Source organism: Enterobacter sp. V89_11, from assembly GCF_029967775.1.
Taxonomy (GTDB): domain Bacteria; phylum Pseudomonadota; class Gammaproteobacteria; order Enterobacterales; family Enterobacteriaceae; genus Enterobacter; species Enterobacter ludwigii.
This window is the reverse complement of the sequence record NZ_JASCAN010000006.1, coordinates 116,353-130,303: the sequence shown is the minus strand read 5'-3', so window position 1 is coordinate 130,303 and position 13,951 is coordinate 116,353. Positions and strand designations below refer to the sequence as shown.

8 protein-coding genes and 1 tRNA gene are annotated in these 13,951 nt (G+C 57.0%); 6 read left to right on the top strand and 3 right to left on the bottom strand.

Annotated features, from left to right (window positions below; genetic code table 11):
* Positions 1-10: 10 nt before the first annotated feature.
* From spoT to recG, 3 genes are read left to right on the top strand one after another with little or no spacing between them, the layout of a single operon-like run.
* Positions 11-2,125 carry a bifunctional GTP diphosphokinase/guanosine-3',5'-bis pyrophosphate 3'-pyrophosphohydrolase gene (gene spoT, locus QLG09_RS06560; protein WP_014168043.1) on the top strand — a complete coding sequence of 705 codons (2,115 nt, stop codon included), beginning with the start codon at positions 11-13 and terminating at the stop codon, positions 2,123-2,125.
* A gap of 4 nt (positions 2,126-2,129) precedes the next feature.
* Complete coding sequence (gene trmH / locus QLG09_RS06555; RefSeq protein ID WP_014168042.1) at positions 2,130-2,819, top strand: tRNA (guanosine(18)-2'-O)-methyltransferase TrmH; 690 nt, start codon at positions 2,130-2,132, stop codon at positions 2,817-2,819.
* A 3-nt stretch (positions 2,820-2,822) separates the two neighbouring features.
* On the top strand, positions 2,823-4,904 hold the full coding sequence (gene recG, locus QLG09_RS06550) for an ATP-dependent DNA helicase RecG (RefSeq protein ID WP_020882696.1): 2,082 nt from the start codon (positions 2,823-2,825) through the stop codon (positions 4,902-4,904).
* Between the two features lie 2 nt (positions 4,905-4,906).
* Here the strand turns inward: recG and gltS are convergent, their stop codons facing one another.
* Positions 4,907-6,109, bottom strand: a complete 1,203-nt coding sequence (gene gltS / locus QLG09_RS06545; protein ID WP_014168040.1) for a sodium/glutamate symporter — start codon at positions 6,107-6,109, stop codon at positions 4,907-4,909.
* Between the two features lie 225 nt (positions 6,110-6,334).
* Here gltS and xanP point away from each other — a divergent pair, with 225 nt between their 5' ends.
* Positions 6,335-7,726: a xanthine/proton symporter XanP gene (gene xanP / locus QLG09_RS06540; RefSeq protein WP_032679316.1), complete on the top strand. Its 1,392-nt coding sequence runs from the start codon at positions 6,335-6,337 to the stop codon at positions 7,724-7,726.
* 119 nt (positions 7,727-7,845) lie between these two features.
* Complete coding sequence (locus QLG09_RS06535; RefSeq protein WP_049023106.1) at positions 7,846-9,549, top strand: AsmA family protein; 1,704 nt, start codon at positions 7,846-7,848, stop codon at positions 9,547-9,549.
* A gap of 60 nt (positions 9,550-9,609) precedes the next feature.
* Here QLG09_RS06535 and yicI read toward each other — a convergent pair whose 3' ends face one another.
* Together yicI and QLG09_RS06525 are read right to left on the bottom strand one after the other, a co-directional pair.
* A complete protein-coding gene (gene yicI, locus QLG09_RS06530) occupies positions 9,610-11,928 on the bottom strand; it encodes an alpha-xylosidase (protein ID WP_282488785.1) in 2,319 nt (772 codons plus the stop codon).
* Between the two features lie 12 nt (positions 11,929-11,940).
* Positions 11,941-13,332: a glycoside-pentoside-hexuronide family transporter gene (locus QLG09_RS06525; RefSeq protein WP_020882700.1), complete on the bottom strand. Its 1,392-nt coding sequence runs from the start codon at positions 13,330-13,332 to the stop codon at positions 11,941-11,943.
* Between the two features lie 286 nt (positions 13,333-13,618).
* Here QLG09_RS06525 and QLG09_RS06520 point away from each other — a divergent pair.
* Positions 13,619-13,713: transfer RNA gene (locus QLG09_RS06520), tRNA-Sec, on the top strand.
* The last annotated feature ends 238 nt before the right edge of the window (positions 13,714-13,951 follow it).

Sequence of the window (13,951 nt, the reverse complement as noted above, 5' to 3'; positions counted from 1 at the left end):
CGGGTCGCCCTTGTATCTGTTTGAAAGCCTGAATCAACTGATTCAAACTTACCTGCCTGAAGACCAGATTAAGCGTCTTCAGCAGGCGTATCTCGTTGCACGTGACGCTCACGAGGGCCAGGCACGTTCAAGCGGTGAACCCTATATCACGCACCCGGTAGCGGTGGCCTGTATTCTGGCCGAGATGAAACTCGACTACGAAACGCTGATGGCCGCCCTGCTGCATGATGTGATCGAAGATACCCCTGCCACCTACCAGGATATGGAACAGCTGTTTGGCAAAAGCGTTGCCGAGCTGGTGGAAGGGGTCTCTAAGCTTGATAAGCTGAAATTCCGCGACAAGAAAGAGGCGCAAGCCGAAAACTTTCGCAAGATGATTATGGCGATGGTGCAGGATATCCGCGTCATTCTTATCAAACTTGCTGACCGTACCCACAATATGCGCACGCTGGGCTCACTTCGCCCGGACAAACGTCGCCGCATTGCCCGTGAAACCCTCGAAATCTACAGTCCGCTGGCGCACCGTTTAGGTATCCACCACATTAAAACCGAGCTGGAAGAGCTGGGTTTTGAAGCGTTATACCCGAACCGCTATCGCGTGATTAAAGAGGTGGTGAAAGCCGCACGCGGCAACCGTAAAGAGATGATTCAAAAGATCCTCTCTGAAATTGAAGGACGTTTACAGGAAGCGGGAATTCCGTGCCGCGTCAGCGGTCGCGAAAAACATCTGTACTCCATCTACTGCAAAATGGTGCTCAAAGAGCAGCGTTTTCATTCGATCATGGATATCTACGCGTTCCGCGTGATCGTCCACGACTCTGATACCTGCTACCGCGTGCTGGGCCAGATGCACAGCCTGTACAAACCGCGTCCAGGGCGCATGAAAGATTACATCGCCATTCCAAAAGCGAACGGCTATCAATCTTTGCACACCTCGATGATCGGTCCACACGGCGTGCCTGTTGAAGTGCAGATCCGCACCGAAGACATGGACCAGATGGCGGAGATGGGTGTGGCTGCACACTGGGCTTATAAAGAGCACGGTGGCGAAAGCAGTACAACCGCACAAATCCGCGCCCAGCGCTGGATGCAAAGCCTGCTGGAACTGCAGCAGAGTGCGGGTAGCTCGTTTGAATTTATCGAGAGCGTTAAATCCGATCTCTTCCCGGATGAGATTTACGTTTTCACCCCAGAAGGCCGCATTGTCGAACTACCTGCAGGCGCTACGCCGGTCGACTTTGCTTACGCCGTGCATACCGATATCGGCCACGCCTGCGTGGGCGCGCGCGTCGACAGGCAGCCTTATCCGCTCTCTCAGCCGCTTTCCAGCGGCCAGACGGTGGAAATTATTACCGCACCGGGCGCACGCCCGAACGCGGCCTGGCTGAACTTTGTCGTGAGTTCCAAAGCACGCGCCAAAATTCGCCAGTTGCTGAAAAACCTTAAGCGCGATGATTCTGTCAGCCTGGGGCGTCGTCTGCTCAACCATGCGTTGGGTGGTAGCCGTAAGCTGGCTGAGATCCCGAAAGAGAACATTCAGCGTGAGCTGGAGCGCATGAAGCTCGCCTCGCTTGATGACCTGCTGGCAGAAATCGGCCTCGGCAACGCCATGAGCGTGGTCGTGGCGAAGAACCTGCAGCAGGGTGATACCACGGCGATCCCGACGACGACGCAAAGCCACGGTCATCTGCCGATCAAAGGCGCGGACGGCGTACTTATCACCTTCGCGAAATGTTGCCGTCCTATCCCGGGTGACCCGATTATTGCGCACGTCAGTCCGGGTAAAGGGCTGGTTATCCACCACGAATCCTGTCGTAACATCCGCGGCTATCAAAAAGAGGCGGAGAAGTTCATGGCAGTCGAGTGGGATAAAGAGACGGCACAGGAATTTATCACCGAAATTAAGGTGGATATGTTCAACCACCAGGGTGCCCTGGCGAACCTGACGGCAGCAATCAATACGGCCTCTTCCAACATTCAGAGCCTGAATACGGAAGAGAAAGATGGCCGCGTCTACAGCGCCTTTATTCGTCTGACCGCCCGTGACCGCGTGCATCTGGCGAACATTATGCGCAAGATCCGCGTGATGCCGGACGTGATTAAAGTCACCCGTAACCGAAACTAGACTTATGAATTCAAAACGTTACGAGCGTATCTGCGAAATGCTCGCCAGGCGTCAGCCTGACCTGACGGTCTGCATGGAGCAGGTCCACAAACCTCATAACGTCTCTGCAATTGTCCGTACCGCAGACGCCGTAGGCGTGCATGAAGTGCACGCCGTCTGGCCGGGTGCCCGCATGCGAACCATGGCTTCAACTGCCGCAGGCAGTAACAGCTGGGTGTCCGTCAAAACCCACCAGACTATTGGCGAAGCCGTATCGCACCTGAAAGGTCGCGGTATGCAGGTCCTGGCCACTAACCTGTCCGCAAAAGCCGTCGATTTTCGTGAGATCGACTACACCCGCCCGACCTGTATTTTGATGGGTCAGGAGAAAACCGGGATCACCCAGGAAGCACTGGATCTGGCGGATCAGGATATCATCATCCCCATGATCGGCATGGTGCAGTCTCTCAATGTCTCCGTGGCCTCTGCGCTCATTCTCTATGAAGCGCAGCGCCAGCGTCAGAACGCGGGCATGTACAAGCGCAGCAACAGCATGCTGCCGGAAGAGGAGCAGCAGCGCCTGCTGTTCGAAGGTGGTTACCCGGTGCTGGCTCGCGTCGCGAAACAGAAAAAACTGCCTTACCCCCACGTCAACGCGCAGGGCGAAATTGAAGCCGATGCCGAGTGGTGGGCCACCATGCAGTACGCAGGATAACCGATGAAAGGCCGTCTGCTGGATGCCATACCGCTCAATAGCCTGACGGGCGTAGGTGCGGCGCAAAGCAGTAAACTGGCAAAAATTGGCCTGCATACCGTGCAGGATCTCCTGCTCCATCTCCCCCTGCGTTATGAAGACCGCACCCAACTCTATAAGATTGGCGATCTGCTGCCTGCCATTTACGCCACCGTTGAAGGCGAAGTACTGAACTGCAATATCACCTTTGGCGGACGCCGGATGATGACCTGTCAGATCAGCGACGGCACCGGCATTCTCACCATGCGCTTTTTCAACTTCAATGCGGCCATGAAAAACAGCCTTGCGACCGGTCGCAGGGTGCTGGCCTATGGTGAAGCCAAACGCGGGAAATACGGCGCAGAGATGATCCACCCGGAGTATCGCGTTCAGGGAGATCTAAGCACGCCGGAGCTGCAGGAGACCCTGACCCCGGTTTATCCGACGACCGAAGGCATCAAGCAGGCAACGCTGCGTAAACTCACCGACCAGGCACTGGAACTGCTGGATACCTGCGCCATTACCGAGCTACTGCCGCCTGAGCTGGCTCAGGGTATGATGAGTCTGCCCGAGGCGCTGCGCACCCTGCACCGCCCGCCGCCAACCCTGCAGCTTAGCGACCTGGAAAGCGGCAAACACCCCGCTCAACGGCGTCTTATCCTTGAGGAATTACTGGCTCATAACCTGAGCATGCTGGCGGTACGGGCGGGCGCGCAGCGTTTTCATGCCCAGCCCTTAAGCCCGCGAGATGAACTCAAAGATAAGCTGCTGGCCTCACTGCCGTTTAAACCCACCGGTGCACAGGCACGCGTCACGGCCGAGATTGAACGCGATATGGCGCTTGATGTGCCCATGATGCGCCTGGTTCAGGGGGATGTGGGTTCCGGTAAAACGCTGGTTGCAGCCCTGGCTGCCCTGCGCGCAATTGCCCACGGCAGGCAGGTGGCGCTAATGGCCCCCACCGAACTGCTGGCTGAACAGCACGCTAATAACTTCCGCGCGTGGTTTGCCCCGCTTGGGATTGAAGTGGGCTGGCTTGCCGGGAAGCAAAAAGGTAAAGCGCGTCAGGCACAACAGGACGCCATTGCCAGCGGTCAGGTACAGATGATTGTCGGCACGCACGCGATTTTCCAGGAGCAGGTACAGTTTAATGGTCTTGCCCTGGTGATTATCGACGAACAACACCGCTTCGGTGTACACCAGCGTCTGGCGCTGTGGGAGAAAGGGCTGCAGCAGGGCTTCCACCCGCATCAGCTGATCATGACTGCCACACCTATCCCGCGCACCCTGGCAATGACCGCCTACGCCGATCTCGATACATCGACCATCGACGAACTGCCGCCGGGCCGTACACCGGTCACCACGGTCGCCATTCCGGACACACGCCGCAGCGATATCATCGACCGCGTGCGCAACGCCTGCACTCACGAAGGCCGTCAGGCCTACTGGGTCTGCACGTTAATTGAAGAGTCTGAACTGCTTGAAGCGCAGGCTGCGGAAGCGACGTGGGAAGAGCTGAAGCTGGCGCTGCCCGAGCTGAACGTGGGTCTGGTTCACGGGCGGATGAAGCCTACTGAGAAACAGGCGGTGATGCAGTCGTTCAAACAGGGTGAACTGCATTTGCTGGTTGCCACAACGGTGATTGAAGTGGGCGTAGACGTCCCCAACTCCAGCCTGATGATCATCGAAAACCCGGAACGTCTTGGCCTTGCGCAACTCCATCAGCTGCGCGGCCGCGTTGGCCGCGGTGCTGTCGCCTCTCACTGCGTGCTGCTCTACAAAGCACCGCTCTCGAAAACCGCACAGATGCGTTTGCAGGTGCTGCGCGACAGTAACGACGGTTTTGTGATTGCACAAAAAGACCTGGAGATCCGCGGCCCAGGCGAACTGCTGGGCACGCGTCAGACGGGTAATGCCGAATTCAAAGTGGCAGATTTACTGCGCGATCAGGCCATGATCCCCGAAGTTCAGCGCCTCGCACGCCATATTCATGAGCGCTACCCCGAACAGGCGGCAGCGTTAATTGAGCGCTGGATGCCGGAAACTGAACGCTATTCCAACGCCTGATCTCAGGCAAACATCGGCAGCATCAGGTAAAGCTTGATCACCAGCGCGTTGACGATATCAATGAAGAACGCCCCGACCATCGGGACCACCAGAAACGCCATATGCGAAGGCCCAAAACGTTCGGTGATCGCCTGCATGTTGGCGATAGCCGTCGGCGTTGCCCCCAGACCAAACCCACAATGCCCGGCCGCCAGCACTGCTGCATCGTAGTTTTTACCCATCATGCGCCAGGTTACAAACATGGCATAGAACGCCATAAACAGTGCCTGAACGGCCAGAATAGCCACCATCGGCAGCGCCAGTGAGGCCAGCTCCCAGAGCTTGAGGCTCATCAGGGCCATCGCCAGGAACAGCGACAGGCAGACGTTGCCAAGCACCGATACGGCACGTTCAAATACGCGGTAGAAACCCATCAGCGCCAGACCGTTACTCAGCAGCACCCCAACAAACAGCACGCACACAAACGTCGGGAGCTCGAACGCTGAACCTGCCAGCCATTGCGCAACCACTTTGCCCACCGTCAGGCAGATGGCAATCATCGCGATAGTTTCAATCAACACCAGCGAAGTGATGGTGCGCCCGACGTCGGGTTTTTCAAAGGCAGTGGGTACCAGCTCATCGTCCGGTCTTCCGTCTGGCGTACCAGAGTGCTTCACCAGATACCGCGCCACCGGCCCGCCGATCAGGCCGCCCAGCACCAGACCGAAGGTGGCGCAGGCCATCGCCACTTCGGTGGCGTTTTCAAAGCCGTAGCGCTCAGTAAACAGCTTGCTCCACGCCGCCCCGGTACCGTGGCCACCAGAGAGGGTGATTGATCCGGCCAGCAGCCCCATCAGCGGATCCAGCCCCAGCAGCGTAGCCATCCCGATACCAATGGCGTTTTGCATCACTAGCAGCCCTACCACCACGATCAGAAATACGCCGAGCACTTTGCCACCCGTCCGCAGGCTCGCCAGGTTGGCATTCAGGCCAATGGTGGCAAAGAAGGCCAGCATCAGCGGATCTTTCAGGGACATATCAAAATCAATTTCCCAGCCCATGCTTTTCTTCAGCACCAGCAGGGCCAGCGCCACCAGCAGTCCGCCGGCAACAGGTTCAGGAATGGTGTATTTCTTCAGAAGGGAAACGCTGTGTACGAGCTTACGGCCAAGCAGTAAGACCAGCGTTGCGGCAACAAGGGTCGACAACGTATCGAGATGAATCATAAAAGGCTCCTGTTATGCGCGTGTTCCATACACACGCGGCGTTATCCTGGGCCGGCTTGCGCTCGTCATGAGCCGCCGGCGCAAAAAGTGTAATTTTTTTTCCCCATGGGTTGTAGAAAACCTGCTCACAGCGGCAGATTTTCTTGTCTTTTTTTGTTGGCAATCGTTTGCTTTTACCAGGTGGTCAGATAAAATGCCCGCTTTTCCACCGTGGGATTGCCGCCGATGTCCGTTAACACCCTTGAGTCTCCCGATGCGCAACCGATTGCGCAGAAGCAAAATAGCGAACTGATTTACCGCCTTGAAGACCGTCCGCCTCTTCCTCAGACGCTCTTTGCCGCCTGCCAACACCTGCTGGCTATGTTCGTTGCGGTGATCACCCCGGCGCTGCTGATCTGCCAGGCGCTTGGTTTACCGGCTCAGGATACACAGCACATCATCAGTATGTCCCTCTTTGCCTCCGGCGTGGCGTCCATTATTCAAATTAAAGCGTGGGGCCCGGTGGGGTCTGGATTGTTGTCGATCCAGGGCACCAGTTTTAACTTCGTCGCACCGCTGATCATGGGCGGTACAGCCCTCAAAACCGGCGGCGCGGATGTTCCGACCATGATGGCGGCGCTGTTTGGCACGCTGATGCTGGCCAGTTGCACCGAGATGGTGATCTCCCGGGTACTGCACCTGGCGCGTCGCGTGATCACGCCGCTGGTATCCGGCGTGGTGGTGATGATCATTGGCCTGTCGCTGATTCAGGTTGGCCTGACCTCCATCGGTGGCGGTTATGCGGCAATGAGCGACCACACTTTTGGTGCACCGAAAAACCTGCTGCTGGCCGGCGTGGTACTGGCAATCATTATTCTGCTTAACCGTCAGCGTAACCCGTATCTGCGTGTGGCATCGCTGGTGATCGCCATGGCGGCCGGTTATCTGCTGGCCTGGGCGCTGGGTATGCTACCGGAGAATACCCCGCAGACCAACAGTGCGCTGATCACCATTCCAACACCGCTGTACTACGGCCTGGGCATTGACTGGGGTCTGCTGCTGCCGCTGATGCTGGTCTTTATGATCACCTCGCTGGAGACGATTGGCGATATCACCGCCACGTCTGATGTCTCCGAGCAGCCGGTCTCCGGCCCGCTGTATATGAAACGCCTGAAAGGCGGCGTGCTGGCGAACGGCCTGAACTCGTTTGTCTCTGCGGTCTTCAACACCTTCCCGAACTCCTGCTTCGGCCAGAACAACGGCGTGATCCAGCTGACTGGCGTTGCCAGCCGCTACGTCGGTTTTGTGGTGGCGCTGATGCTGATCGTCCTCGGCCTGTTCCCAGCGGTAAGCGGTTTTGTGCAGCATATACCTGAACCGGTGCTGGGCGGCGCAACGCTGGTGATGTTCGGGACCATCGCGGCTTCCGGTGTACGTATCGTCTCCCGCGAACCGCTGAACCGCCGCGCCATAATGATCATTGCCCTGTCGCTGGCCGTGGGTCTGGGTGTTTCACAGCAACCGCTGATCCTGCAGTTTGCCCCGGACTGGGTGAAAAACCTGCTCTCTTCCGGCATTGCGGCAGGCGGTATCACTGCGATTGTTCTGAACCTCGTTTTCCCGCCTGAGAAAAATTGATCGCCCTCACGGCAGGCTGTCAACGCCTGCCGTGACATCTCTTTACACCATTCCCGCCTTGAGCATTGCGCATAAATCGTGCATAACTCCCTTATGTGCGTTTCGCGGGATGGAAGACCATGAAATTTATTGGAAAGGTACTCGTCTATCTTCTGGTGGCCCTGCTCATTGTGGTGCTGGCGCTCTATATTCTGCTCCAGACCCGCTGGGGAGCATCTCAGGCCAGCAACTGGGTAACGGTGAATACCGATTACGAACTCAATTTCGACCTGATGGATCACCGCTTTTCGTCACCTTCCCACATCATTCTGGAAAACGTCACGTTTGGCCGCGACGGTAAACCCGCCACGCTGGTGGCCAGGAAAGTCGATATCGGTCTGAGTAGCCGACAGGTCACCGATCCGCTGCACATGGACACCATTGCCCTGTTCGATGGCACGCTTAATCTTTCTCCTCAGACGGCACCGCTCCCGTTCCAGGCGGACCGTTTGCAGTTGAACAACATGGCCTTTAACAGCCCCAATACGGAATGGGATCTCAGCGCACAGAAAGTGACGGGCGGCGTCAGCCCGTGGCAGCCAGAAGCAGGCAATGTGCTGGGTAAAAACGCACAGATCCAGGTGAGCGCAGGCTCGCTTACCCTGAACGGCGTGCCGGCCACCAACGTGCTGATCCAGGGGCAGCTCAACGGCAAAGAGGTGGTGCTGAACACCATTGGTGCCGATATGGCGCGCGGTTCGCTCACCGGGTCCGCCCTGCGCAACGCTGACGGCAGCTGGATTATCGACACCATGCGTCTGAATGAGATCCGCCTGCAAAGCGATAAGTCGCTGGTGGATTTCTTCGCGCCTCTGACCACCATTCCCTCGCTGCAGATTGGCCGTCTGGAAGTGACTGACGCACGCCTGCAGGGGCCGGACTGGGCGGTGACCGATCTCGATTTAAGCCTGCGCAACCTGACACTCAGCAAAGGCGACTGGCAAAGTCAGGAGGGGCGTTTGTCCATGAACGCCAGCGAGTTTATTTATGGCTCTCTGCATCTGTTCGACCCGATCATGAATGCGGAGTTCTCCCCGCAAGGCGTGGCGCTGCGCCAGTTTACCTCCCGCTGGGAGGGCGGCATGGTTCGCGCTTCCGGCAACTGGCTGCGCGAAGGTAACGCGCTGGTGCTGGACGATGTCGCCATCGCCGGGCTGGAATACACCCTGCCGCAGAACTGGAAAACGCTGTGGATGGAGCCGTTACCGGAATGGCTGAACAGCCTGACGCTGAAAAAATTCGGCCTGAGCCGCAACCTGGTTATCGATATCGACCCGGCCTTCCCGTGGCAAATCACCTCTCTTGATGGCTATGGCGCGAACCTGCAGCTGGCGAAAGATCGCCAGTGGGGCGTATGGGGTGGCAGCGCAACGCTGAACGGCGCGGCGGCGACCTTTAACCGCGTGGACGTGCGTCGTCCGTCGCTGGCGCTGAACGCTAACGCCTCAACGGTAAACATTACCGACCTGAGTGCTTTCACCGAAAAAGGCATTCTGGAAGCCACGGCGACGGTTTCACAGCTTCCGCCACGGCAGACCACAATCAGCCTGAACGGACGCGGCGTGCCGCTCAACGTGCTGCAGGCGTGGGGCTGGCCGGCGCTGCCCATTGGCGGTGATGGCAATATCCAGCTAACCGCCAGCGGCAGCGTGCAGGCCAACGCACCGCTGAAGCCGACGGTTAACGGGAAACTGAATGCGGTAAATATGGATAAACAGCAGGTGCAACAGACGATGATGGGGGGAGAGGTGTCGACACTATCCTCGCCCCGGCCCTCTCCCTGAAAGGAAGAAGGAGCAAACCCTTCCCTCCCCCCGTTGGGGAGAGGGTCAGGGTGAGGAAAATTAAAGGTGTACCACCACCTCATTACCCTCCGCTTTCACCACCACGCCCCACTCGCTCCCGGCCTCTGAGCCGCCTTTTACACCACTCAGTTTCTGCACGTTGCGCAAGCAGACCGACCAGTTTCGCGCGTCACCTGTGCCGGTAATGGTCACGGTGTCGCCGCTGCGTGTGGCTTTCAGCGTAAATGCCACAGAACCGTCCGCCGCAGGCACTTCGCTCACCGCCATCGCGCCATCGCCCAGGTTAAACAGCTGGAATGCTGTCCCTTCGTTCCAGGCGTAGTCCGGTTTCTGTTGATTGTTGCCCAACGCCAGCAGGGTGTTATCGCGCACATAGACCGGCAGGCTGCGGAAATCATGCTGCTGTTTATGCCAGCGGCTGCCCTCGATTTCATCGTTATGCCAGAGATGGGTCCAGCGCCCTTCCGGCAGATAAAACTGCACGTCACCGGCCTCAGAAAACACCGGGGCTACCATCACCGACTCCCCCAGCATGTACTGACGGTCGAGGTAATCGCATGCCGGATCGTCCGGGAACTCCAGCATCATCGCCCGCAGCATCGGTGTGCCATACTCGCGAGCCAGGGCAGCCTGGCGATAGAGATACGGCATCATCTGACATTTCAGCTGAGTGAAGTGACGCACCACATCACAGGACTCATCATCGTACGCCCACGGTACGCGGTAAGATTTGCTGCCATGCAGGCGGCTGTGGCTGGATAACAGCCCAAACGCGCACCAGCGTTTGTAGACGTGTGCCGGCGCGGTGTTCTCAAATCCACCGATGTCATGGCTCCAGAAGCCAAAGCCGGACAGACCAATCGACAGCCCGCCGCGCAGGCTTTCCGCCATCGACTCGTAGTTGGCGTAACAGTCGCCACCCCAGTGCACCGGGAACTGTTGCGCACCTACCGACGCCGAGCGGGCAAACAGCACCGCCTCATCCGCGCCCACCGTTTCTTTCAGTACGTTCCACACCAGTTCGTTATAAAGGTATGCGTAGTGGTTGTGCATCTTCTGCGGATCGGAACCGTCAAACCACTGGACGTCCGTCGGGATGCGCTCGCCAAAGTCGGTCTTAAAGCAGTCGACGCCACTATCCACCAGGCCTTTCAGCTTGTCGGCATACCACCGACACGCGTCCGGGTTAGTGAAGTCATAAATCGCCAGGCCGGGCTGCCATTTGTCCCACTGCCACAGGGAACCGTCCGGACGCTTGAGCAGGTAGCCCTTCTCTTTCAGTTCGCGAAATACCGGCGACTTCTGGCCGATGTACGGGTTAATCCACACGCAAACCTTCAGCCCTTTCTCCTTCAGGCGGCGGATCATCCCTTCCGGATCCGGGAAGGTCACCGGGTCCCACTCAAAATCACACCACTGGAAGGCCTTCATCCAGAAGCAGTCGAAGTGGAAGACATGCAGCGGCAGATCGCGCTCCGCCATGCCATCAATAAAGCTGTTCACCGTGGCTTCATCGTAGTTAGTGGTAAACGAAGTCGTGAGCCACAGGCCGAAGGACCACGCCGGGGGCAGTGCCGGACGCCCGGTGAAGCGCGTATAACGGTTCAGGACCTCTTTTGGCGTCGGGCCGTCGATCACGAAGTACTCCAGATACTCCCCTTCGACGCTGAACTGCACTTTGGAGACTTTCTCCGAACCCACTTCGAACGAGACGTTTTCCGGGTGATTCACCAGCACGCCGTAGCCGCGGTTGGTCAGATAGAACGGGATATTTTTGTATGACTGCTCGGTACTGGTGCCGCCGTCGCGGTTCCACGTTTCGACCGTCTGGCCGTTGCGCACCAGGGCGGTAAAGCGCTCGCCCAGACCGTAGACCGTTTCACCTACGCCCAGATCCAGACGCTCAAAAACATAATTACGATCGGTACGGGTATCCTGCACGTAACCGTTGTTTTTCAGCTGACTGCCGGTAATGCGCTGGCCGTTGCGCAGGAAGTCCAGCGCCCAGCACTCGCCTTTGGTGACGCGCACGCTGAGGTGACCGCTTTTCAGCTCAGCAAATTCGGCATTGTTTTCAATCTCAACGTTCATCTCTTTGATGACATTCAGAGGATAGTGCGGACCGTTGTTCAGCGCGCCATGGAAGTGCTCGATACGCACGCCGACAATCCCTTCCTGCGGGGAGAAAAGACGGACGGTGAACATCAGGGTATCAAGCTGCCAGGTACGTTCTCGTACATCACGCGGCGCCACGTACACCACAAGGTCATTGCCCTGCTGCTCTACATCGAACACCTGAACCGGGCAGGTGACGTTCAGGCCCGGTTGAATGAGCCAGTTTCCATCACTGATTTTCATACTCTCGTCCTCTTAGTTCTGTAATTCTTTACTGACCGGCAGGTTGTCAAACTCCTGCTGATTGCGGCGCGCGCCGTGTGCCAGCTCGCTCATGATTTTGGTCAGGAAAGGTGTTTTCAGGGTGTAGTAGCGTTTGGCGATGATGGCGCTCAGCACGTAGCAGACCGCCGGGGCCAGGGTGAACAGGCCGATAATGATGCTGATGGTCGCGCTGTTCTGGGTTTTAGCTGCGGCGTCATAACCCCCCCCTGCCAGCATCCAGCCGATCATTGCCCCGCCCAGCGCCAGGCCGAGTTTCAGCACAAACAGCGTGCCCGCGAAGCTGATGCCGGTAAGACGTTTGCCGTTGGTCCATTCGCCGTAGTCGACGGTATCGGACATCATGACCCACTGGATCGGCGTCACCAGCTGATGCAACACCCCAATCACAAAGATGAAGGTGAACATCACCACCGTGGCATGCATGGGAACGAAGAACATCGCCACGCTGACCACTGCCAGGGCGGCGTTGGTCCACCAGAAGATGCTGACCTTGCATTTCCAGTCGGTGAGCGGTTTCGCCAGCGCAGAGCCAATCAGGTTGCCGACACAGTAGGTGGTGAGGAACGCGACAAAGATTTCCGGTGAGCCCATGATCCAGGTGCAGTAGTACATCATCGCGCCGCCACGCACGCAGACGGCGAGGATATTGAGAATGGTCAGTACACCAACAATACGCCACTGGTCGTTGTGCCAGATATCTCGCAGGTCTTCGCGCATGGAGGTGGTGCTCGGCGGCACCTGGATGCGCTCTTTGGTGGTGAAGAAGCAGAACGCCAGCATCAGGAACGCGACCACCGACAGCACGGCGATCCCGCCCTGGAAACCGAACGCTTTGTCATCGCCACCAATCAGGTTAACCAGCGGCATCATCAGTACCGTCGAGAGCATGCCGCCCGCGGTCGCCAGCACAAAGCGCCAGGACTGCAGGGAGATACGCTGCGTCGGGTCGTTGGTGATCACACCGCCCAGGGCGCAATAAGGGATGTTAACCACGGTATAGAGCAGCGTCAGCAGCGTGTAGGTAATGGCGGCATAAATCATTTTGCCGTTGAGGCTGAGGTCCGGCGTGGTGTAGGCCAGCACGCAGACAATGCCGAACGGGATAGCACCGAACAGTATCCACGGCCGGAATTTACCCCAGCGGCTGCGGGTGCGGTCGGCGATCAGGCCCATGCACGGGTCCGAAATCGCATCCAGCGCACGTGCCAGCAGGAACATCGTGCCGACAAACCCGGCAGGAATGCCGAAGATATCGGTATAGAAAAACATCATGTACAACATAACGTTATCGAAGATGATGTGGCTGGCGGCGTCACCCATGCCGTAGCCAATCTTCTCTTTTACTGACAATACGTCGCTCATTTTTTTATCCTTCACGCTGTAGGGGCGCTGAGACCGGTTACAGATTTTTAAACCATTGTTTCAGGAGCGGGTATTGCGTTTTCTGGTTAGCTGGTTACGTTTCTTGTTTTTTGTGATCGCGGTAAATATTGACGAGCACGAAATGCTAACCTGAGGATTTTCTTAGGAATTAACTGAAACAGGGGTGTTAAGGTCAAAAGAGAGGTGAAAAAAGTGTGCCGGGGTATGTGGTAAATGCCTGAAAGTAGCTATAATGCGCCCCGCCTCCATGTAGCAATGCAGGCGCGGAAGATCGTCATCTCCGGTGAGGTGGCTGGACTTCAAATCCAGTTGGGGACGCCAGCGTTCCCGGGCAGGTTCGACTCCTGTGATCTTCCGCCAAAATTCTTTGAAGAGATTATTCTCATATTTGTTCCACCATTAAACCCAAATAATAATCAAATCTATTCACTAAAATTTTTTATGTGACTCTTCTGCTTTTCAGTAATTTTTAAGTCATCCTTTTTCGTTTTCTCACCCACAAATATTCAGGCATTAAACTTTACCCATGTGTTTTACTAATTAATTACGTTGATATTGATTTGTTCGGTTATATTACGGATATCATAATAGCCAAACT

What these genes read in the sequence shown, in the direction of transcription:
- trmH (WP_014168042.1), top strand. Translation starts at nt 2,130, where the DNA reads ATGAATTCAAAACGTTACGAGCGTATCTGCGAAATGCTCGCCAGGCGT.
- QLG09_RS06535 (WP_049023106.1), top strand. Translation starts at nt 7,846, where the DNA reads ATGAAATTTATTGGAAAGGTACTCGTCTATCTTCTGGTGGCCCTGCTC.
- recG (WP_020882696.1), top strand. Translation starts at nt 2,823, where the DNA reads ATGAAAGGCCGTCTGCTGGATGCCATACCGCTCAATAGCCTGACGGGC.
- gltS (WP_014168040.1), bottom strand. Translation starts at nt 6,109, where the DNA reads ATGATTCATCTCGATACGTTGTCGACCCTTGTTGCCGCAACGCTGGTC.
- QLG09_RS06525 (WP_020882700.1), bottom strand. Translation starts at nt 13,332, where the DNA reads ATGAGCGACGTATTGTCAGTAAAAGAGAAGATTGGCTACGGCATGGGT.
- xanP (WP_032679316.1), top strand. Translation starts at nt 6,335, where the DNA reads ATGTCCGTTAACACCCTTGAGTCTCCCGATGCGCAACCGATTGCGCAG.
- yicI (WP_282488785.1), bottom strand. Translation starts at nt 11,928, where the DNA reads ATGAAAATCAGTGATGGAAACTGGCTCATTCAACCGGGCCTGAACGTC.